This is a genomic window from Sphingomonas abaci (genome assembly GCF_014199625.1).
Lineage (GTDB): Bacteria > Pseudomonadota > Alphaproteobacteria > Sphingomonadales > Sphingomonadaceae > Sphingomonas > Sphingomonas abaci.
The window spans coordinates 803,655-822,655 of the sequence record NZ_JACHNY010000001.1 but is presented as its reverse complement, the minus strand read 5'-3'; the positions used below and the strand labels follow the sequence as shown (position 1 = coordinate 822,655).

The window sequence follows — 19,001 nt, the reverse complement described above, 5'->3', positions numbered from 1 at the left end:
GCCTTCGGCCCGCATCGATCGATATGCCTCGAAGCGACCAAAGGACAGGCTATGCTCCCATTCAAAGGATTGGCGCCGTGTCGTTCTTGATCGTCTTCGATCTGGTAATCGCATGTCCGATATTGCTTCTGACCATGTCGCGATTTTGGCTGCTGGTGGCGGTGCCGTGCGGCCTGGTCGGGTTGTCCGACCTTTGCACTGCGGCGATGGGTGACGATCCCGGCCCTGCGGGCCTGTTGATCCTTGGCAGTTTCGCCGTCGTGGTCTGGATCAATGCCAGTGCGCTCATCTTGCGTCTGGCCTATGACTATATACGGATGATGAAGGCCGCTTAGTCGTGCGGTCGGAAGATGGCGGCTGGCAACGACAGCGCGTGCATCGATGATGAAACGGTGGCGCGCACATTCAGGTCGATCTGCCGGATCGAAGCCGTCGGCGAGCCGCGAAGCGAATCCTTGAGGCCGGTGTTGGATCGGCAAGCCGGGTGCGGGTGGACCGGCGCGAGACCGTCGTAGCGGCCGGTCCACCCTGCTGAAAGCGCTGAGGCTTCGGCTGGCCCTGTCCTAGCAGGGCACGTGCCAAGCCGGAAAAGGCGCGGGGACGCGTCGTTGCGCTGGTTAACGCGCCCGCCGCCCCCTTCCGGCGTGTAAAATTCCCCGACAGGTCAGAGCAGGCGCACCACGACGGAGCGATCGGCGAACAGCGTGGCGAGCGGCATCGCCTCGTCCGCCACGGTCACCGCCGCCTCGCCCCAGCCGTCCGCCGGCATGCGCAGCGCCACCGCGACCAGCAGGCGGACGTCGCCGGCCACGCGCAGAAAGGCGACGACCCTCTCCGCGCCCTGGCCCGAGACGGGCAGCGGGTGATAGCTGCCGTCGGCGAAGACGCCCGCATGGTCGCGGCGCAGCGCCAGGATCTCGGCGAGCAGCGCCAGCTTGGGCGCGCTGCCATCCGCCAGCGCGCGTTCGCGCGCGGCGTAATCGACCGGGCGGCGATTGTCGGGATCGACCAGGCTGTAATCGGGCAGTTCGGTGCCCTGATAGGTGTCGGGCACGCCCGGCACGGTCAGCCGCAGCGCCAGTTGCGCGAGCATCGCCGCCTCGGCCGCCGGGGCCGTCTCCTCAAGGAAGGCGGCGAGATCGGCGAGGAAGGTCCGGCCCTGGCCGGGATCGAGCAACGCGGCGATCAGCGCCTTGACCTGCCCCTCATACGCCTCGGCAGGGGCTTCCCAGGAGGAACGGAGCTTGCCCTCGCGCAGCGCCTTTTCCTGCCAGGCCGACAGCCGCTCGGCGAAATCGGTGAGACCGTCCGCATCGTCGGCCCGCAAACCCTGGGGCCACGCGCCGTAGATCATCTGGAGCAGCATGTATCGGTCGGCCGGGTCCACATCCGGGGCCAGCCGCACGGCCTCCGCGTCCCAGCCCTCGACCGCCGCCAGCCAGCGGTCGGGGATCTGGCTCAGCACCGCCAGTCGGGCGCGGACATCCTCGCCGCGCTTGTGGTCGTGCGTCGCGGTGGCGAGCAGCGCGCGCGGCCAATCGGCGGCGCGCGCCTGCATCCGGTCGTGGAACTCGGCCACGTCGCCCGCGAAGCGGGTGGCGTCGAAGCCGACATCGTTGCGCGAGAGCAGGCGGCCATAGCGGTAGAAGGCGGTGTCCTCGACGCCCTTGGCGGCGACCGGGGCGGAGAGCTGCTGGAAGCGACGAACGGCTTCGTGCGCCAGTTCGGTGTCGCCCGGCCCTTCGCCCGCCAGCCATGCCATGATGGCGTCGGTGACGAAATCCTCGCCTGGCGGAATCAGCGACTGCACGCGTGCGCGTGCTTCGGCCCGGATCGCGGCGTCCGCCCCGGGCGCGGAATCGCCAAGGCCATAGGTGCGATAGACCGGGAAGACCCAGAGCAGCCGCACGATCGCCCGGCGCAGCATCTCGGGCGTGATCGCCGCACTTTGCGGGTCAGACGCGGCGAGCGCGGCGAAGGCGCGGATGCAGCCGTTGAGCTGTCCCTCGAACGCCCAGGCGAGCACGTCCTGGCGCGCCTGCAACTCCTCCGGCGGGAAGTCGGCGGCGCGGCCGCTGATCCGCGCCCAGGCCTCGGCCAGCGGCGCTTCGCCGGCGGGATCGTGGAGCAGCAGGTTGACCTCCTCCATGAAGTCGTAGCCGCTGGTGCCGTCGATGCCCCAGTCCCGGGCCAGAGGCTCGCCCGCGCCCAAAATCTTCTCGACCCAAATGATCGCGGGGGTGCCGTCGTCGCGCGGCATCGACTCGAAGCGGGCGCGCAGGCGGCGGCAATAGCCGGCCGGGTCCGTCAGTCCGTCGACATGGTCGATGCGGACACCGTCGATCAGCCCCTCCTGCCACAACCGGAAATAGAGCGCGTGGGTGCGTTCGAACACCGGCTCCTGCCCGATGCGGACGCCGGCCAGTTCGTTGACGGTGAAGAAACGCCGCCAGTTGAGTTCGTCGTCGGCGGTCCGCCACCAGGCGAGACGGTAATGCTGGCGGTCGAGCAACTCGGCCAGCGCCTCGCCGGTCACCGCGCCGACGGCGCGGTCCTCGGGGCGCAGGGGGAAGCGATGTTCGCCATAAGCGACGATCTCCGCGCCCTCGACCGCGATCGCGCCCTGTTCCAGCGCCTGGGGCAGGGGATCACCCAGCACCGGCAGCACGATCGGGCGGCTATAATCGATGTCGAAGACATTGGCATATTCGCTCGCTTCGCCCCGCGCCAGCACGTCGTTCCACCAGGCGTTCTCGCCGCCCGCGACGCCCATGTGATTGGGGACGATATCGATGATGACGCCCAGCCCGTGCGCCCGCGCGGTCGCGACCAGCGCGCGGTATCCTTCCTCGCCGCCCAGTTCGGGATTGATCGCGGTCGGGTCGACCACGTCATAGCCGTGCGTCGAGCCCTTGGCGGCGGTGGTGATCGGCGAGAGATAGAGGTGGCTGATCCCCAGCCGCTCCAGATAGGGGACGATGGCCTCCGCCGCCTGGAACGGGAAGTCCTTGTGCATCTGGAGGCGATAGGTGGCGCGAAGGGTCATGCGGTTCTCGCTTCGTTGAGGATCGCGACGTGCCGGGCGACCTCGGGCCGCTGGAGCAGCGCATCGGTCGCGTCGGGCATGCGCCGTCGCCAATTGGGATGTTCGTCGGTGGTGCCGGGCAGGTTGGGCTGTTCGACCAGCCCGACCACATCCTCCAGCGGCAGGATGGCGAGTTCGCTGGGGGTGCCGGCAACGAAGCCGAGCGCGGCATCGACCACGGCCTCCGGCTGGTCGGGGGCGGGGGCCGTGCCCTCGACCAGCCCGGCGGCCCGGAAGCTGCGCCACCAGCCGGCGCGCTCGCGGTCGCGCGTCGCCTCGGCATCGTCGGGTACGGCGCGGCCAAGCCTGCGGTTCCAGGCGATGTCGTTGCCCTGCCACCAGCCGGCCATGGTCGGCAGGTCGTGGGTGCCGGTCATCGCCGCGGCCTGCGCGTCATAGGCCTGGGGCGGCGCCAGGTCGTCGCCGCGGGTTTCGAACGGCATCACCCGCATCCCGAAGATGCCGCGCGCCTCGGACGCGGGGCGGAAGCCCTCGGGCACCGTGCCCAGATCCTCGCCGATCACCACCGCCTTCGCGGCATGGCTCTCGATCGCCAGGATGCGCAGCATGTCGGGCAGGGGATAGGAAAGGTAGGCGCCGTCCTTCGACGTCTTGCCGTGCGGCACCACCCACAGCCGGGACAGGCCCATGGCATGGTCGATGCGGATGCCGCCCGCCCGCGCACCGTCCTGTCCGAGCGCCGCGCGGACGGTGGCGATGAAGGGCGCGAAGCCTTCGCGGCGCAGCGCCTGGGGCGCGAAGCCGGTGATGCCCCAATTCTGTCCCTCGGGACCCAGGATATCGGGCGGCGCACCGATCGACAGGCCGTTGATCAGGTCGTCGCGCCGGCTCCAGGCATGGCTGCCGCCGCCGTCCATGCCCACCGCCAGATCGGCGATCAGGCCGAGCGCCATGCCGGCGTCCTTCGCGGCGGTCTGCGCCTCGGCCAGCCCGCGATCGGCCAGCCATTGGGCGAACAGGTAGAAATCAACCTCTGCCGCATGGGTGCGGGCGAATGCGGCGACCGCGTCGCCCGCCGGGTCGTGATAGGCGCTCGGCCAGTCCTGCCAGCCCCGCGCGCCCTTGTCGAAGAAATGCGCGTGCAGCGCATCGAACCGGGCATGGCGCCGCAGTTCGTCGCCGCCATCCTGTGCGAACCGCGCCACCGCGTCGCGGATCGGCGGCGTCGCCGCGTCATAGGCGGCGCGGAGCGCGGCCATGCGGCGCGGGATGGCGCTGGCCCAATCGATCAGATCGGGTGCGTCCTCCGGCGGCAGGCTATGTCCGACCAGGCCGGGATCGGCGTAGAAGATGTTGAGGAACAGCCGGCTGGACGGCGCATAGGGGCTGAAGCGCGACGGATCGGCGGGGAACAGCGCATGGAGCGGGCTGATCGCCAGCGTTTCCGCGCCCGCCTGTCCGAAGGCGGCGGCGGTGTGCGCGAGGCTGGCGAAATCGCCGAAGCCGGTCTGGCGATGATCGCGCAACGCCGGGATCTGCACCGCCGGTCCCCAGAGCCGCCGGCCGGGCGCCGCATCCGCCACGCCGAAGCAGCGCAGCGGCGCGACCGCGACCACCATCTCGCCATCGTCCGTCACCAGCCGGTGATAGCCGGGCTCGTCGATCGCTGGCAGCGCGCCGTCCACCGCGACCGTGCCGCCGCCGGCCAGGTGCAGCGTGCCGCGCGGCCGGGCATCCACGACCGTGGCCACGCCCTGGTCGACCGAAACGAAGCCCGCCTGGTCGCTGCCCTGCTCCGCCGCCAATTGTTCGCGTGATTCGGCGATGGCGGCGTCGCTGTCCGCCGCCAGGCCGAGCGCGCCCAGCACATCGACCAGCGCATCGTCGGACACGCGCTTGGCCTGGCCGCTGGCGTCGGTCCAATCGACTTGCAGTCCCGCTGCCTCGGCGAGCGCGCGCAGCCCGGTCATGCCAGCCAGACGCGGCACGAGGCGGGGGGCAGGCCGGCGGCATCGGCGGGCCCGGCCGCGAACAGCGGCGCATCGGTCGGCAGGTCGGCAGGCACCGTCTCGTCCCCCAGGTTGATCGCAATCGTCAGGAAGCTGTCGTCCTTCATCCGCCAGCGCGCGATCACCGCCGCCGCGCCGATCGCCTCGGCCGATACGCCCTGGGCATTCTCCAGCACCGGCACGATCCGCTCGGCCCGCAGGGCGAGCAGGCGACGATAGAGATCGCGCCAGCTTTCCGCGTCCGGCCCGTCCTTGGGGCGCGAGGCGTCGAAGGTCGATAGGGCATTGGGATCGGGGATGCTCTCGCGATCCTTCTCGGAGTCGAAGCCGGGATGGCCCTTGAACTCGCGTCGCCGGCCCTCGCGCACCGCATCCGCCAGTTCGTCATGGAAGTCGGTGAAGAACAGGTACGGCGTCTCCGAGCCGGTCGCGTCGCCCATGAACAGCAGCGGGATCTGCGGCGACAACGCCCAAAGCACGGTCGCCGCCGCCAGCTTCGCCGGATCGGCCAGCACCGTCAGCCGCTCGCCCAGGGCGCGGTTGCCGATCTGGTCGTGGTTCTGGAGGAAGGAGACGAAGCGGGTCGCAGGCAGGTGGCCCGACGGTTTGCCGCGCGGCTTTCCGTCGTGGTTGGGCGATCCTTCGCCCTGATAGATGAAGCCGTCGCGCAGGCAGCGCGCCAGCCGCTCGGCCGGGCGTTCGGCGAAGTCGCGGTAATAGGCATGGTCCTCGCCGGTCAGCAGGACGTGCAGGACATTGTGGAAATCGTCGTTCCACTGCGCGTCATAGACACCGGGCACCAGCCGGTCGGCGTCGTTGCTCTCATTCTCCAGCACCAGATGCACAGGCCGGTCGACCGCGGCGCGCAACTCGGCCGCCATCGCGTCGAGAAAGCCGTTGTCGTTGATCGCGTGGACCGCATCGAAGCGCAGGCCGTCGATGCGGAACTCGCGCAGCCACATCAGCGCATTGTCGATGAAGAAGCGGCGCACCGGTTCCTTGTCCACCGCCACCGCGCCGCCCCAGGGGGTCTCCACCTCCGGATGGAAGAAGCCCGAGGCGTACGCGCCCAGGTAATTCCCGTCAGGGCCGAAATGGTTGTAGACCACGTCCAGGAACACGCTCATCCCCAGGCCATGCGCGTCGTCGACCAGCGCCCGCAACTCGTCGGGCGTGCCGTAGCTTTCGGCCGGGGCATAGGGCAGCACGCCGTCATAGCCCCAGTTGCGCGTGCCGCCGAACGCGTTGACCGGCATCAGCTCGATCGCAGTAACGCCCAGTTCGGCGAGCATCGGCAAGCGCCTGGCGACGCCCTCGAAGCCGCCGAGCAGGCCGGCATGGACCTCCTCGATCACCATCGCTTCCCAGGGGCGACCGGCCCAGTCGCCGTGCCGCCAGCGATAGGCGTCCGGGTCGACGACCAGACTCCAGCCATTAACGCCGCCCGTCTGCGCCCGCGACGCCGGGTCGGGGACCGCCATGTCGCCGATCCGGAAGCGATAGCGCGCGCCGGCCCCGACGGGCGCGGTGGCGGTGAACCAGCCGTCGCCGGCGGGCACCATCGCCTGGGGTTCGCGTCCATCGATCTCCAGCGACACCGCGTCCCGGTCGGGTGCCCAGAGGCGGAAGCGGGTGCCGTCCGCGCCGGTCACCGGTCCCCACCCGGTCATGCCGCGTCCGACTCCAGATCGGCCGCCGCGATCGTCCAGGCGACCAGCGCCGCGCCGTGCGCGCCGAGTTCGTAATCCTGCCCGAACGCTGCGTCCTTCACGGCCGGATCGGTGCTGTCCACCAGCACGGTCCGCTGGGCGTCCTCGGGCGGCGGCAGCTTGAAGCTGATCGCATTCTCCGACCCGTTGAGCAGCAGCGTCACCGCCTCGACATCGCCATTGTCCAGCTTCACCGCCCGGCGCATCACCAGGGCGCGGCCTTCGGGATTGTTCCAGTCGTCGGCCGACAGGCGCTCGCCGCGCTCGTCCCACCACTCGATGTCGTTGACGCCCGCGCCCGGCGAATCCTGGCCGTAGAGGAAGACGGGCGCGCGCAGCACCGAATAGCGGCGGCGCAGTTCGGTGAGCCGTGCGGTGAAGGCGAACAATGCCTTGCCTTCCGGCGTCTCCGCCCGCTTCCAGTCGAGCCAGCTGATTTCGTCATCCTGGCAATAGGCGTTGTTGTTGCCGCCCTGAGTCCGTCCGAACTCGTCGCCCGCGACCAGCATCGGCGTGCCGAGAGAGGCGAACAGGGTGGTCAGCATCGATCGCTGGACGGTGGCGCGGGTGGCCTTGATCCCCGCGTCGTCGGTCTCGCCTTCCGCGCCCCAGTTGCGCGAGTAGTTCTCGCTATGGCCGTCGCGATTGTCCTCCTTGTTCGCCTCGTTGTGGCGCTGCTCATAGGCGACGGTGTCGTAGAGCGTGTAGCCGTCATGCGCCGCCAGCAGGTTGACGCTGGCCCAGGGGCGCCGTGCCCGCCGGTCGAACAGATCGGCCGAGCCGGACAGGCGGGCGGCCAGGTCGCCGCGCTGCGACGGGTCGCCGCGCCAGAACTTGCGCACCGTGTCGCGATACTTGTCGTTCCACTCGGCGAAGCCCGGCGGGAAATTGCCGAGCTGATAGCCGCCGGGTCCGATATCCCAAGGCTCGGTCGACAGCTTCAGCCGGCCAAGGATCGGGTCCTGGCGCAGCACGTCGAAGAACGCATGGCCGGGATCGAAGCCCGTTTCCGTCCGCCCCAGCGTCAGCCCCAGGTCGAAGCGGAAGCCGTCGACGCCGAAGCTGGTCGCCCAGTAGCGGAGCGAATCGGCGATCATCTGGATGACCCGCGCCTTGTCGGTGTTGATCGTGTTGCCGGTGCCGGTATCGTTGATCGCATAGCGTGGCTGGTCTTTGACCAGCCGGTAATAGGTGGCGTTGTCCAGCCCGCGCCACGACAGGGTCGGGCCCTTTTCCGACCCCTCGCAGGTGTGGTTGTAGACCACGTCCAGGATCACCTCGATCCCCGCCTTGTGCAGCTTGCGCACGGCCCGGCGCAGCTCGTCATGGCTGTCGCCGGCGAAATAGCGCTGCTCGGGCGCGAAGAAGGACAGGGTGTTGTAACCCCAATAGTTGCTCAGCCCCTTCTCGGTCAGGAAGCGGTCCTGGGTGAAGGCGTGGATCGGCATCAGTTCGAGCGCAGTGACGCCCAGCCGGCGCAAATGATCGATCACCTTGGGATGGCCGAGCGCCGCATAGGTGCCGCGTTCGCGGGGGGGGGCCAGCTCGAACAGCTTGGTCAGTCCCTTCACATGCGCCTCATAGACGACCGTATCGGCCCAGGGGGTGTTGGGACGGCGGTCCTGCGACCAGTCGAAATGATCCTCGGTCACCACGCCCTTGGGCATGGCGGGCGCGCTGTCGCGCTTGTCGAAGGACAGGTCTTCCTTCTTCGAGCGGACCTGGTAGCCGTGCAGGGCGTCGGTCCACTTGATGCTGCCGTGCAGGCGGCGCGCATAGGGATCAAGCAGCAGCTTGTTAGGGTTGAAGCGGTGCCCCGCCTCCGGGTCATAAGGGCCATAGGCGCGGTACCCATAACGCAGGCCCGGCCCGGCATCGGGCAGATAGCCGTGCCACACCTCGTCGGTGCATTCGGGCAGGGGATAGCGTTTCAGCTCGCGCTTGCCCTGGTCGTCGAACAGGCAGAGCTCGATTCCTTCCGCATTGGCGGAGAAGACGGCGAAGTTGATGCCGCCCTCCACGCAGGTCGCACCGAGCGGATAGGGCGAGCCGGCTTCGAGCCGGTCGGGCAGTGACATCAAGGCGGACCCCCAGATTGCGATGAACCGCCTGTGAATGCCCGCCTCGGGGTGGAGGTTCCGTGGCGCGTGCCGCGTCGCGGCAATCGATTGATCGAAAGCAGTCCGGTTATGGTCGGTCCGTCACCTGCCTGGCGAAGCGGACCATATCGGTCAGCACCGGCGCGCGACCGCGCAACGGGCGGGCGATGGCGGTGAGGATGCCGACATGGCCGATCCCGGCATAGCGTCGCCGCTCGACCGGCACGCCCAATCCAGCCAGCCGCTCGGCCAGCCGATCGCTGTTGCGCGGGCGGACCAGCGTATCGTCGTCGCCCGTGGCGAGCAGCGCGGGCGGGGATCCGGCGCTGGCGACCAGCAGCGGCTGGGTCGCGCGAAGGTCGGGCGCGCCGCCGAACGCGGCCTCCGTCACCGGCTGGTCGAGCGGCAGGAAGTCGTAGGGACCCGCCAGGCCGATCCAGCCGCGCACTGCCCTGCGGTCCGCGCCCAGCCACTCTGGGTCGAGCGCCAGCATCGCCGCGCCGTAGGCGCCCGCTGAATGGCCGGCGAGCACCAGTCGATCGGGATCGCCATGCAGCGTCGCGGCATGGGCGCGGACCCAGCGCAGGGCGGCGGCATGGTCGCGCAGGAAATCGGGAAAGCGGACCTCGGGCACCAGCCGGTAATCGGGGATGGCGACGACGAAGCCCTGCGCCGCCAGCGCCCGGCCGACGAACGCATATCCCTGTTTCGTGCCGCTGTTCCACGATCCGCCATAGAGAAAGACGATGATCGGGTGGGGGCCGGGGGCCTTGGGCGCATAGACGTCGAGCGTGCCGCGTGGTCCGGGCGCGAAAGCGGCGTCATGGACCAGGCGGACGGTGCCGCCATCCTTGGGCGTCAGGCCGTTGAAGAGCAGCAGTGGCGAACAGGCGGCGGTCGCCAGCGCGAGCACCGCGCCGATCGCGCCACGCCGGCCGAGCTTGCGCATCAGCGCCGGCCGGCGACCGGGATCACTCCTTCCACGCCCAATAGAGCTGGGCCGGGGGGACGTTCCACCATTCCATGTCATGGTCGATCGACGACCAGTGCGGGACCAGGAAGTCCTTCACCTTGGGGCTGAACTGATAGACCAGGAACGCGCCGTCGGTGCGCAGCGCGCGGTGCGTCGCGGCGGCGATCGCCGGGCCGACGCCCGGCGGCAGAGTGGAGAAGGGTAGGCCCGACAGGATGTAATCGGCGTGGGCGAAGCCGCGCTCGGCGATGATCCGCTCGACATCGGCCGCCGACCCCTCGACCGCGACGAAACGGCTGTCGGTGATGGTCGCGTCCAGATAGCGGATGAAGTCGGCATTGGTGTCGATCGCGATCAGCGTCGCGTCGGGCGCCATCCGCTCCAGGATCGGCCGGCAGAACGTGCCGACGCCCGGGCCATATTCGACGAACAGCTTGCAGTTCTGCCAGTCGACCGGTGCCAGCATCTTGCGGATCAGCTTGTCGGACGAAGGGATGATCGAGCCGACCATCACCGGGTGCTTCAGGAATCCCTGGAAGAACATCTGCGCCGGGGATGGAATCCCGGCGGGACGGCGCGCGCGGCGAGCGGCTGAAGACGAACTGGCCATCTGAATCCTGTCGATCGTGGTCCCCACACGAACGGCGAGGAAGCCCCTCCGTCGCACAAGTCCCGAACGAGTTGCAAGCCATAGGGTTGCAACCTGCGCTTAGCCGAGGGGGAAGGGGGCGCGGTCACTCCATTCCTATCCGGCAAGGAAAGGGGGACCATGCGCGGCATGGCGGAGGGGTATCGCCGGTCGCGAGGGCAAGGAAGCTCGCAACCGGTGTCACCCCTCCGTCACGCCCGTCGGCCTGTCCCCTCCCCGTGCAGGGGAGGATTTCGGAGGTTCCCGTTCGGTACCCTGTCGATCTACAGCCAACCCGTATCAAGGGAGCGGGAGCATGACGGACCGGACCGGGCAATATGCGGTCATCTTCCTGTCGCAACGCAGCGCGGGGGATGATGAAGGCTATACGGCGGCGGCCGCGGCGATGGACGCGCTCGCCGCCCGGCAGCCGGGCTATCGCGGCGTCGACAGCGCGCGCGGTGCGGACGGGTTCGGCATCACGGTGAGCTGGTGGGCCGACGCCGAATCGGCGCAGGCGTGGCGCGCGCATCCGGACCATGAAGCGATGCGCGCGCGTGGCCGCGCCATCTGGTACGAGCGTCACGAGGTCGCGGCGGGGGTCGTCGATCGCGCCTATGGCTGGTCGCGCGCATGAACCCGGTGGCGACCCGGCGCGACCGCGACTTCCTGCTGATGTTCACGGTCATGCTGACCATCGCCGCCGGCAATACCGCGCTGCAATCGGTGCTCCCGGCGCTCGGTCGATCGCTGGGGGTAAAGGACTCGGCGGTGGCGCTGGCCTTCTCGGTCTCGGCCTTGCTGTGGGTGGTGGCCGCGCCGCTCTGGGCCAATCGCTCCGACCGGCATGGCCACCGGGCGATGATCCTGCTCGGCCTGGGCGGCTATGTGCTGTCGCTGCTGCTGTGCGGCGCGTTCCTGGCGGCGGGGATCAACGGGCTTGTCGGCGGCACCACCGCCTTCGCGCTCTTCGTGATCGGGCGGATGCTCTATGGCGGCCTGGGATCGGCCGCGCCGCCCGCGGTGCAGGCGCTGGTCGCCGGCCATACCACGCGCGAGGAGCGGACGCGCGCGCTGACCCTGCTCGCCTCCGCGTTCGGCCTGGGCACCATATTGGGGCCGGCGATCGCGCCCTATCTGCTGCTCGGCCAAGTCGCGCGCTACGAGATCGGGCTGGCCGGCCCCGCCTTCCTCTTCGCGCTGTTCGGGGCGCTGGTCTGGGCGGCGGTGCGGGCGCTGCTGCCCGACGACCGGCCGGTGCCGGGCGAGGCGGCGGGGGCGTCGTCCGCCTATCCGTCGATCGGCAGCGCCCCGACCGGAGCCAGCGTGCGCGCCGCGACCGAAAGCCATGTCGAGCGCGTCGGCTATGCCGATCCCCGCATCCGCCTCTGGATGGTGATCGGCCTGGTCACCGGCCATGCCCAGGCGATGGTCAGCCAGGCGATCGGCTTTCTGGTCATCGACCGGCTCCATGTCGCACCCGCCGCCGCGCTCGAGCCGACCGGGCTTGTGCTGATGATGGGCGCGGGCGCGGCGCTGCTGGTGCAATGGGGGCTGATTCCGCTGCTCAACCTGTCGCCGCGCCGGCTGGTGCTGGTCGGCTCGGCCCTGGCGGCGGCGGGGTGCGCGCTGACCGGCCTGGCGCCGTCGCTCTATGGCATCGCGCTTGCCTATGCGCTGGCGAGCCTGGGCTTCGGCTTCACCCGGCCGGGCTTCACCGCCGGCGCGTCGCTGGCGGTGGGGTCGGGGGCGCAAGGATCGGTGGCGGGCAAGGTTACCAGCGTCAACGGCGCCAGCTTCGTGCTCGGCCCTTCGATCGGCATCGCGCTCTACGAGGCGTGGCGGCCCTTGCCCTATCTGGTCGCGGGCGGGGCGCTGGCGCTGCTGGCGATCGGTTTGCTGCTCCGCCGCCGATAGGAAAAGGGGCGCCGCCGGTGGTCCGGCGACGCCCCCGTCTTCGCGCAGGCGCTCGGATCAGGCGGTGCGCGCCTTGACGATCTTGCCCGGCTCGCGCGGCGGCTCGCCCTTGGGCAGCGCGTCGATCAACTCCATGCCGTCGGTCACTTCGCCCCAGACGGTGTACTGGCCATCAAGGAAGCGGGCGTCGTCGAAGCAGATGAAGAACTGCGAGTTGGCCGAGTTCGGGTCGTTGGTCCGGGCCATCGAGCAGACGCCGCGCACATGCGGCTCCTTGGAGAACTCCTGCTTCAGGTTCGGCTTCTTCGAGCCGTGCATGCCGGTGCCGGTGGGGTCGCCGCCCTGCGCCATGAAGCCCGGGATGACGCGGTGGAACACGACGCCGTCGTAGAAGCCCTCGTCGGCCAGTTCGGCGATGCGCTTGACATGCTCGGGAGCGAGATCGGGGCGCAGCTTGATGGTGACGTCGCCGCCGTCCAGCGTCAGGATCAGCGTCTCGGGGGTATCGGCCATGAGTAAGCTCCAGATTTGAAGCGTGGCAGATAGGGACGCAGGCTGCGACTGGCAAATGCCGGCGCTGGAAAAGCGGCTTGCGGCGCGATAGGGCACGCCGGAGTCGCCCGTGCGGCATTGCACCACCGTCCGGATCAGGGAGCCCCAGCGATGAGCGACACCGAGCTTCCCGAGGTCGAACCCGATACCGAGCTGGACGAGGACGACCGGCTGCGTCCCGAATTCGTCCGCGCCGTGCAGGAGGCGGTGGCGGAGGGCGATGTCGACGAAGCGCGGGCGCTGGTCGAACCGCTCCATCCCGCCGACATCGCCGACCTGTTCGAGCTGATCCCGCACGAGGATCGCGCCTCGCTGGCCAAGGCGGTGTCCGACTTGCTCGACGCCGACGTGTTCGCCGAGATGAACGATTATGTCCGCGAGGACCTGATCGACGCGCTCGAACCGCATCAGGTCGCCGACCTCGCCGCCGAGCTCGACACCGACGACGCGGTCGCGATCATCGAGGACCTGGACGAGGACGACCAGCGCGCGGTGCTGCGCGCGCTCGACCCGGACGATCGCGCCGCGATCGAGGAGGCGCTGTCCTATCCCGAGGAGTCCGCCGGCCGCCTGATGCAGCGCGACCTGGTCGCGGTGCCGGAGCATTGGACGGTGGGCGACGTGCTCGGCTATCTGCGCGGCCAGGAGGACCTGACCACCGATTTCTGGGAAGTGTTCGTGGTCGATCCCGGCCACCATCCGGTCGGCACCTGCGCCCTGTCCTGGATCCTGCGCACGCCGCACTGGGTGCCGGTCGCCGATGTGATGCAGCGCGAGCAGACGCTGATCGAGGTCGACATGGACCAGGAGGAGGTGGCGCTCCGCTTCCAGAAATACGCGCTGATCTCCGCGGCGGTGGTCGATGGCGAGGGGCGGCTGGTCGGCATGATCACCGTCGACGACGTCGTCCACATCATCCAGCAGGAGGCGGGCGAAGACGTGCTGCGCCTGTCGGGCGCGGGCGAGGGCGACATCAACGAGCCGGTCCGGCTGACCGTGCGCACGCGGCTGTTCTGGCTGGTCGTCAATCTGGGCACGGCGATGCTGGCCGCCTCGGTGGTCGGGCTGTTCCAGGGCGAGATCGCCAAGTTCGCGCTGCTCGCGGTGCTGATGCCGATCGTGTCGGGGATGGGCGGCAATGCCGGCACCCAGACGCTGGCGGTGGTGGTGCGCGCGCTCGCCACCAACCAGCTCACCTCGTCCAACACGGTGCGGATGGTGACGCGCGAGCTGACCATCTCGATCTGCAACGGCGTGTCGCTGGCGGTGCTGATCGGGCTCGGCACCTTCCTGATCTTCGGCAATCGCGACCTGTCGATCGTGATCGGGATGGCGATGATCATCAACAACCTGATCGCGGGGCTGGGCGGCGTCCTGGTGCCCGTGACGCTGGACCGGATGAACGTCGATCCCGCCGTGTCGTCGGCGGTTTTCGTCACCACCATGACCGATGTCGGGGGATTCCTGTCGTTTCTGGGGCTTGCCACCTTGTGGGGACTGGGCGGCTGACCCACATCGCCGATCCATGCTGCATCTGACGAAAGTGGCGTTCGGCGCGACCAGCGTCGAGCAACTGGCCGACCGCATCGCAATCCGCCGCGCCGAGGGCGGGCTGGTGCTGACCACCCGTTACCTGCCCAAGCGGCACGAGGAGATGGTCGGCCATCCCGACAGTTCGCTGTTCTGGATCGTCAAGCACCAGCTGGTCGCCCGCTCGCCGATCCTGCGCTTCGGCGAGGCGGAAGCCGGGCGGATCGCGATCCATCTTCGACCCGAACTGGTGCTGGTCCAGGCGCGGCCCAAGCGCGCCCACCAGGGTTGGCGCTATCTGGAACAGGCCGACGCGCCCGCCGATCTGGGCGGCGGCGACGCCAGCGGCCTGACCGCGCTGCCGCCGGCCCTGATGGGCAAGCTGGCGGAACTGGCGCTGATCTGATTAACGTTCGGCCGGCTCGCGTTCCACGATCCAGTCGTGGTCGACCACCACGATCGAGCGGACCGGGCGACCATCCGCATCGCGCGACGGGTCGTAGCGGAAGCGCTTTTCGATCAGCCGGCAAGTGGTGGCGTCGAGCAGGGCGCTGCCGCTGCTGTGCGTGACCCGGCAACCGGTGGCGCGGCCGTCGACCTCGACATAATAGCGGACCGACACGGTGCCGCCGGCCCCGGCCTCCGCCGCCGCGTCCGGATAGTCCGAGTCCTTCAGCCGCCCGCGCAGCAGCCGGGGCGGTGTCTCGTCGTCGCCATAACCGTTGCCGTCGCCATAGCCGCCGCTGCCCGTGCCGTTGCCTATCCCGCCCGCGCCGCTGCCGGGGCCGGGACGCGCCGCCGCGCCCGCGCTGGGATCCGCGCCCGTGCCCGCGACCGGCGCGGCGACGACTGGCACGGGCGGGGGCAGCACCGGCGGGGGCGCGACGACCGGCGTCGCCTGGGAACGCAGGTTCGGCGGCGCCGCAGCGCCGCGCGGGCGGTGGGTGGCGACCTTCTTCGGCACGACCCGTATGGGATCGGGGGACGGTGGGGCCACGTCGAAGGTGGCGATGGCCGCATCCCGCGCCGTGGAATTCGTCCAAGTCAGCCCCGCGACCAGCGCATAGCCGATCAGCGCCACCACCGCCGCCGTGGGCAACGCGGCGCGCAGGCGTTCGGTCGGGGTCGGTGGAGCGAGCGGCATCGCCCCTAGCTGGGAAGCACCAGCGGCGGTGCAAGAGGGGCGAGATGACGATGGTGCTTGGCTGCACCGCAGCAATCGTTATTGAGGCGGGATGCTCAATCTGAATGGCATCACCGTGCGCCTGGGCGGCCGCACGATCATCGACGGCGCGTCCGCGGCGCTGCCGCCCGGCAGCCGGGTCGGCCTGATCGGCCGCAACGGCGCGGGCAAGTCGACCCTGGTGCGGGTGATCGCGGGGATGCTCGAACCCGATGACGGCGCCGCCGAGATGCCCAAGGGCAGCCGGCTGGGCTATATCGCGCAGGAGGCCCCGGACGGCGAGGCGACGCCGTTCGACACGGTGCTGGCCGCCGATGTCGAACGCGCCGCGCTGATGATCCGGAGCGAGACCGAGGAGGACCCGGACAAGCTGGGCGACATCTATGAGCGGCTGATCGCGATCGACGCCTATACCGCGCCGGCGCGCGCCGCCAGCATCCTGCAAGGGCTGGGCTTCGACGAGGCGATGCAGGCGCGTCCGCTCAAGAGCTTCTCGGGCGGGTGGAAGATGCGCGTCGCGCTCGCCGCCCTGCTGTTCTCCGCCCCCGACGTGCTGCTGCTCGACGAGCCGTCGAACCATCTCGACCTGGAAGCGGTGATGTGGCTGGAGGATTTCCTCAAATCCTATCGCGCCACCATCCTTCTGGTCAGCCACGAGCGCGACTTCCTGAACAATGTCGTCGACCATATCCTGCACCTGCAGGGCGGCAAGGTGACGCTCTACCCCGGCGGCTACGACTCGTTCGAGCGGCAGCGGGCCGAGCGGATGGCGCAGCTCGCCGCCGCCAAGGCCAACCAGGAGGCGCAGCGCGCCAAGTTGCAGGACTATATCGCCCGCAACTCGGCCCGCGCGTCGACCGCCAAACAGGCGCAGAGCCGGCAGAAGATGCTGTCGAAGCTGCAACCGATCGCCGAGATGGCGAACGACCCGACATTGTCGTTCGGCTTCCCCGATCCCGACGCGTTGCGCCCGCCGCTGATCACGCTCGACATGGCGAGCGTCGGCTATGCCGAGACGCCGATCCTGAAGCGGCTGAACCTGCGCATCGACCCGGATGACCGGATCGCGCTCCTGGGTCGCAACGGCAACGGCAAGACGACGCTGGCCCGGCTGCTGGCGGCGCAGCTCACCCCGATGGACGGCGACATGGGCTCGTCGGGCAAGATGCGCGTCGGCTATTTCACCCAATATCAGGTCGAGGAGCTCGACGCGGACGACACGCCGCTCGAACACATGACCCGGATCATGCGCGGCGCGACCCCGGCAGCGGTGCGCGCGCAGCTCGGCCGGTTCGGCTTTTCGGGCGACAAGGCGACCACCAAGGTCGGCCGGCTGTCGGGCGGCGAGCGCGCCCGCCTGGCGCTGGCGCTGATCACGCGCGAGGCGCCGCACCTCCTGATCCTCGACGAGCCGACCAACCACCTCGACGTCGATGCGCGCGAGGCGCTGGTCCAGGCCCTCAACGCCTATACCGGCGCGGTGGTGCTGGTCAGCCACGACCGCCACATGCTGGAGATGACGGCGGACCGCCTGGTGCTGGTCGACGACGGCACCGCGCGCGAGTTCGACGGGACGCTGGACGATTACATCGCCTTCGTCCTCAAGGGCGATGCCGGCTCGGGCGATGGCCAGTCCAAGGCGGAGCGCAAGGCGGCGAAGAAGACCGCGCTCGCCCGAGACGCGGAAAAGGCGCTGCGCAAGGAGGCGCGCGACGCCGAGGCGGAGACGGCGCGCTGGTCGGCCGAGGTCGCCAAGCTGGACGCGGCGATGGCCGATCCCAAACGCGCCGAACCGGCGCTGGCGCGGCTGTCGATGACCGAGCTGATGAAGCGCCGCGCCGACGCGGCGGCGAAGCTGGAGACGGCGGAGGCGCGCTGGCTGGAGGCGAGCGAGGGGCTGGAGACGGCGTAGCCCCAGGGTTCACTCGGGCCGGGTCGGGTGCCGTACGCGTTTGCCGACTTCAGCCAGCCGTCCCGGCTTCCGCCGGGGTGATACAGGAATGCGCGCTGCTCGACCTGTTCCAGGTCGGGCACTGCGCAGCAGGCCAGCGGGCAGGGCGCCGCCTTCGCGCCCCGCCCCCCTCCATCACCGCTTCATCGCCTCGATCAGCTTCTTGATCTCCTGGCTGCGGCCGCGCGGCAGGATCAGCACATCGTTGCCGCTCGCCACCACGACCAGGTCGGAGACTCCGACCGCCGCGATCCGCACCCCGTCGGACCGGAGCAGGCAGTTGCTGGTGTCGAGCGCGATCACCTCGCCCCGGTGGCAATTGCCGTCGCCGTCGCGCTCGCTGATGGCGTGCAGCGCGTCCCAGCTCCCGACGTCGGACCAGCCCATGGCCACCGGCACCACCGCCACGCGGTCGGCCTTTTCCATCACGGCATAGTCGATCGAATCGGCGGGCGACGCGCCGAACGCCTCGGCATCGGGCAGGATGCGCGTGCCCTCGCGGGTGGCGGCGTCCATCGCGCGCTGGGCACAGCGCAGCATCTCCGGCGCGTGGCTGGCCAGCGCGCCCAGGAAGATGTCGGCGCGGAACAGGAAGATGCCGCCGTTCCAGGCATGGCCGCCGGCGGCCAGCATCGCCTCGGCCCGGTCGCGCGGCGGCTTCTCGACGAAGCGGGCGACGCGGTGGACGCCGGGGGCGATCTCGTCGCCGGTCTGGATCCAGCCATAGCCGGTCTCCGGCGCGTCGGGCTCGATGCCGAAGGTGACCAGCCAGCCGTCATTGACCAGCGGCAGCGCGGCGGTGATCGCGGCGTGGAAGGCGTCGACATCGGCGATGACATGGTCGGACGGCATGACCAGCAGCGCATCGTCCGGCTTGGGCGCGGCTAGCGCGGCAAGCGCGATGGCGGGCGCGGTGTTGCGCGCCGCCGGCTCCAGGATCACCGCTTCGGCCGCGATGCCGGCGGCCTCGAGCTGCGTCTCCACCATCTCCGCATGGCTGGCATTGGCGACCACGATCGGCGCGCCGAACCGCTCGCCGCGCGCACGACGCGCGGTGAGCTGGAGCATGGTGTCGTCGGCGGTCAGGGGCAGGAATTGCTTGGGACGTTCCGGACGGGACATCGGCCAGAGTCGGGTTCCCGAACCACCCGACAGGATCACTGGTACGATCATTCCACCGGTCATGCTTCCTCCTGTTTCCGCGCGCGATAAAGGACGCTCGGGATGAACGCCATTCAGGGTTTATTGGTAAATTCAATGCCAGAATGGTGCCATGTCGGGATCGGGCACCAGCGCCACAACGGGACAGGCGGCGGTATGATCCATCGTTACGCTAATAAAACCAATCATTACCGCTTTGTCATGGCGCGGTCGGCTGGCGCGGTGCAGGGCGGGGCGGACTGA

16 protein-coding genes are annotated in these 19,001 nt (G+C 69.7%); 7 read left to right on the top strand and 9 right to left on the bottom strand.

All coding sequences use genetic code 11. The features are described 5' to 3' along the window. Window positions 1-77: 77 nt before the first annotated feature. On the top strand, window positions 78-335 hold the full coding sequence (locus tag GGQ96_RS03650; RefSeq protein ID WP_184111584.1) for a hypothetical protein: 258 nt from the start codon (window positions 78-80) through the stop codon (window positions 333-335). Between the two features lie 329 nt (window positions 336-664). Here GGQ96_RS03650 and treY read toward each other — a convergent pair whose 3' ends face one another. The 6 genes from treY to GGQ96_RS03620 form a co-directional block, all read right to left on the bottom strand. Continuing rightward, on the bottom strand, window positions 665-3,046 hold the full coding sequence (gene treY / locus GGQ96_RS03645) for a malto-oligosyltrehalose synthase (RefSeq protein WP_184111582.1): 2,382 nt from the start codon (window positions 3,044-3,046) through the stop codon (window positions 665-667). Further along, a complete protein-coding gene (gene malQ / locus GGQ96_RS03640) occupies window positions 3,043-5,016 on the bottom strand; it encodes a 4-alpha-glucanotransferase (protein WP_184111580.1) in 1,974 nt (657 codons plus the stop codon). Before malQ ends, treY begins: the two co-directional genes overlap by 4 nt. Further along, complete coding sequence (gene treZ, locus GGQ96_RS03635; RefSeq protein WP_184111578.1) at window positions 5,013-6,725, bottom strand: malto-oligosyltrehalose trehalohydrolase; 1,713 nt, start codon at window positions 6,723-6,725, stop codon at window positions 5,013-5,015. The genes malQ and treZ overlap by 4 nt, the downstream gene beginning before the upstream one ends. Then, a complete protein-coding gene (glgX, locus tag GGQ96_RS03630; protein WP_184111576.1) occupies window positions 6,722-8,842 on the bottom strand; it encodes a glycogen debranching protein GlgX in 2,121 nt (706 codons plus the stop codon). The genes treZ and glgX overlap by 4 nt, the downstream gene beginning before the upstream one ends. Window positions 8,843-8,951: 109 nt before the next feature. Beyond that, window positions 8,952-9,812 carry an alpha/beta hydrolase gene (locus GGQ96_RS03625; protein ID WP_184111575.1) on the bottom strand — a complete coding sequence of 287 codons (861 nt, stop codon included), beginning with the start codon at window positions 9,810-9,812 and terminating at the stop codon, window positions 8,952-8,954. A gap of 22 nt (window positions 9,813-9,834) precedes the next feature. Continuing rightward, window positions 9,835-10,446, bottom strand: coding sequence for a class I SAM-dependent methyltransferase (locus GGQ96_RS03620; RefSeq protein WP_184111574.1), 612 nt, complete (start codon window positions 10,444-10,446; stop codon window positions 9,835-9,837). A gap of 334 nt (window positions 10,447-10,780) precedes the next feature. On the opposite strand from GGQ96_RS03620, the gene GGQ96_RS03615 reads away from it, so the two are divergent. Continuing rightward, window positions 10,781-11,101, top strand: coding sequence for an antibiotic biosynthesis monooxygenase family protein (locus GGQ96_RS03615; RefSeq protein ID WP_184111573.1), 321 nt, complete (start codon window positions 10,781-10,783; stop codon window positions 11,099-11,101). Then, complete coding sequence (locus tag GGQ96_RS03610) at window positions 11,098-12,381, top strand: MFS transporter (RefSeq protein WP_184111572.1); 1,284 nt, start codon at window positions 11,098-11,100, stop codon at window positions 12,379-12,381. Before GGQ96_RS03615 ends, GGQ96_RS03610 begins: the two co-directional genes overlap by 4 nt. A 57-nt stretch (window positions 12,382-12,438) precedes the next feature. Here GGQ96_RS03610 and GGQ96_RS03605 read toward each other — a convergent pair whose 3' ends face one another. Beyond that, complete coding sequence (locus tag GGQ96_RS03605) at window positions 12,439-12,894, bottom strand: peptidylprolyl isomerase (RefSeq protein WP_184111571.1); 456 nt, start codon at window positions 12,892-12,894, stop codon at window positions 12,439-12,441. Between the two features lie 150 nt (window positions 12,895-13,044). On the opposite strand from GGQ96_RS03605, the gene mgtE reads away from it, so the two are divergent. Further along, window positions 13,045-14,442 carry a magnesium transporter gene (mgtE, locus tag GGQ96_RS03600; RefSeq protein ID WP_184111569.1) on the top strand — a complete coding sequence of 466 codons (1,398 nt, stop codon included), beginning with the start codon at window positions 13,045-13,047 and terminating at the stop codon, window positions 14,440-14,442. A gap of 16 nt (window positions 14,443-14,458) precedes the next feature. After that, entirely contained in the window at window positions 14,459-14,869 is a 411-nt protein-coding gene (locus GGQ96_RS03595) for a DUF1489 family protein (protein ID WP_184111567.1), read from the top strand. Here GGQ96_RS03595 and GGQ96_RS03590 read toward each other — a convergent pair whose 3' ends face one another. Further along, a complete protein-coding gene (locus GGQ96_RS03590) occupies window positions 14,870-15,607 on the bottom strand; it encodes a TonB family protein (protein WP_184111565.1) in 738 nt (245 codons plus the stop codon). It abuts the gene before it with no gap. A 91-nt stretch (window positions 15,608-15,698) separates the two neighbouring features. On the opposite strand from GGQ96_RS03590, the gene GGQ96_RS03585 reads away from it, so the two are divergent. Continuing rightward, window positions 15,699-17,558, top strand: a complete 1,860-nt coding sequence (locus GGQ96_RS03585; protein WP_184111563.1) for an ABC-F family ATP-binding cassette domain-containing protein — start codon at window positions 15,699-15,701, stop codon at window positions 17,556-17,558. Between the two features lie 174 nt (window positions 17,559-17,732). On the opposite strand, the gene GGQ96_RS03580 is transcribed toward GGQ96_RS03585, so the two are convergent. After that, the gene (locus GGQ96_RS03580) at window positions 17,733-18,770 is read right to left on the bottom strand and encodes a mannose-1-phosphate guanylyltransferase/mannose-6-phosphate isomerase (RefSeq protein ID WP_281392614.1); all 1,038 of its coding nucleotides are present in this window, start codon (window positions 18,768-18,770) and stop codon (window positions 17,733-17,735) included. 51 nt (window positions 18,771-18,821) lie between these two features. On the opposite strand from GGQ96_RS03580, the gene GGQ96_RS03575 reads away from it, so the two are divergent. Then, on the top strand, window positions 18,822-19,001 hold the full coding sequence (locus GGQ96_RS03575; RefSeq protein ID WP_184111559.1) for a hypothetical protein: 180 nt from the start codon (window positions 18,822-18,824) through the stop codon (window positions 18,999-19,001).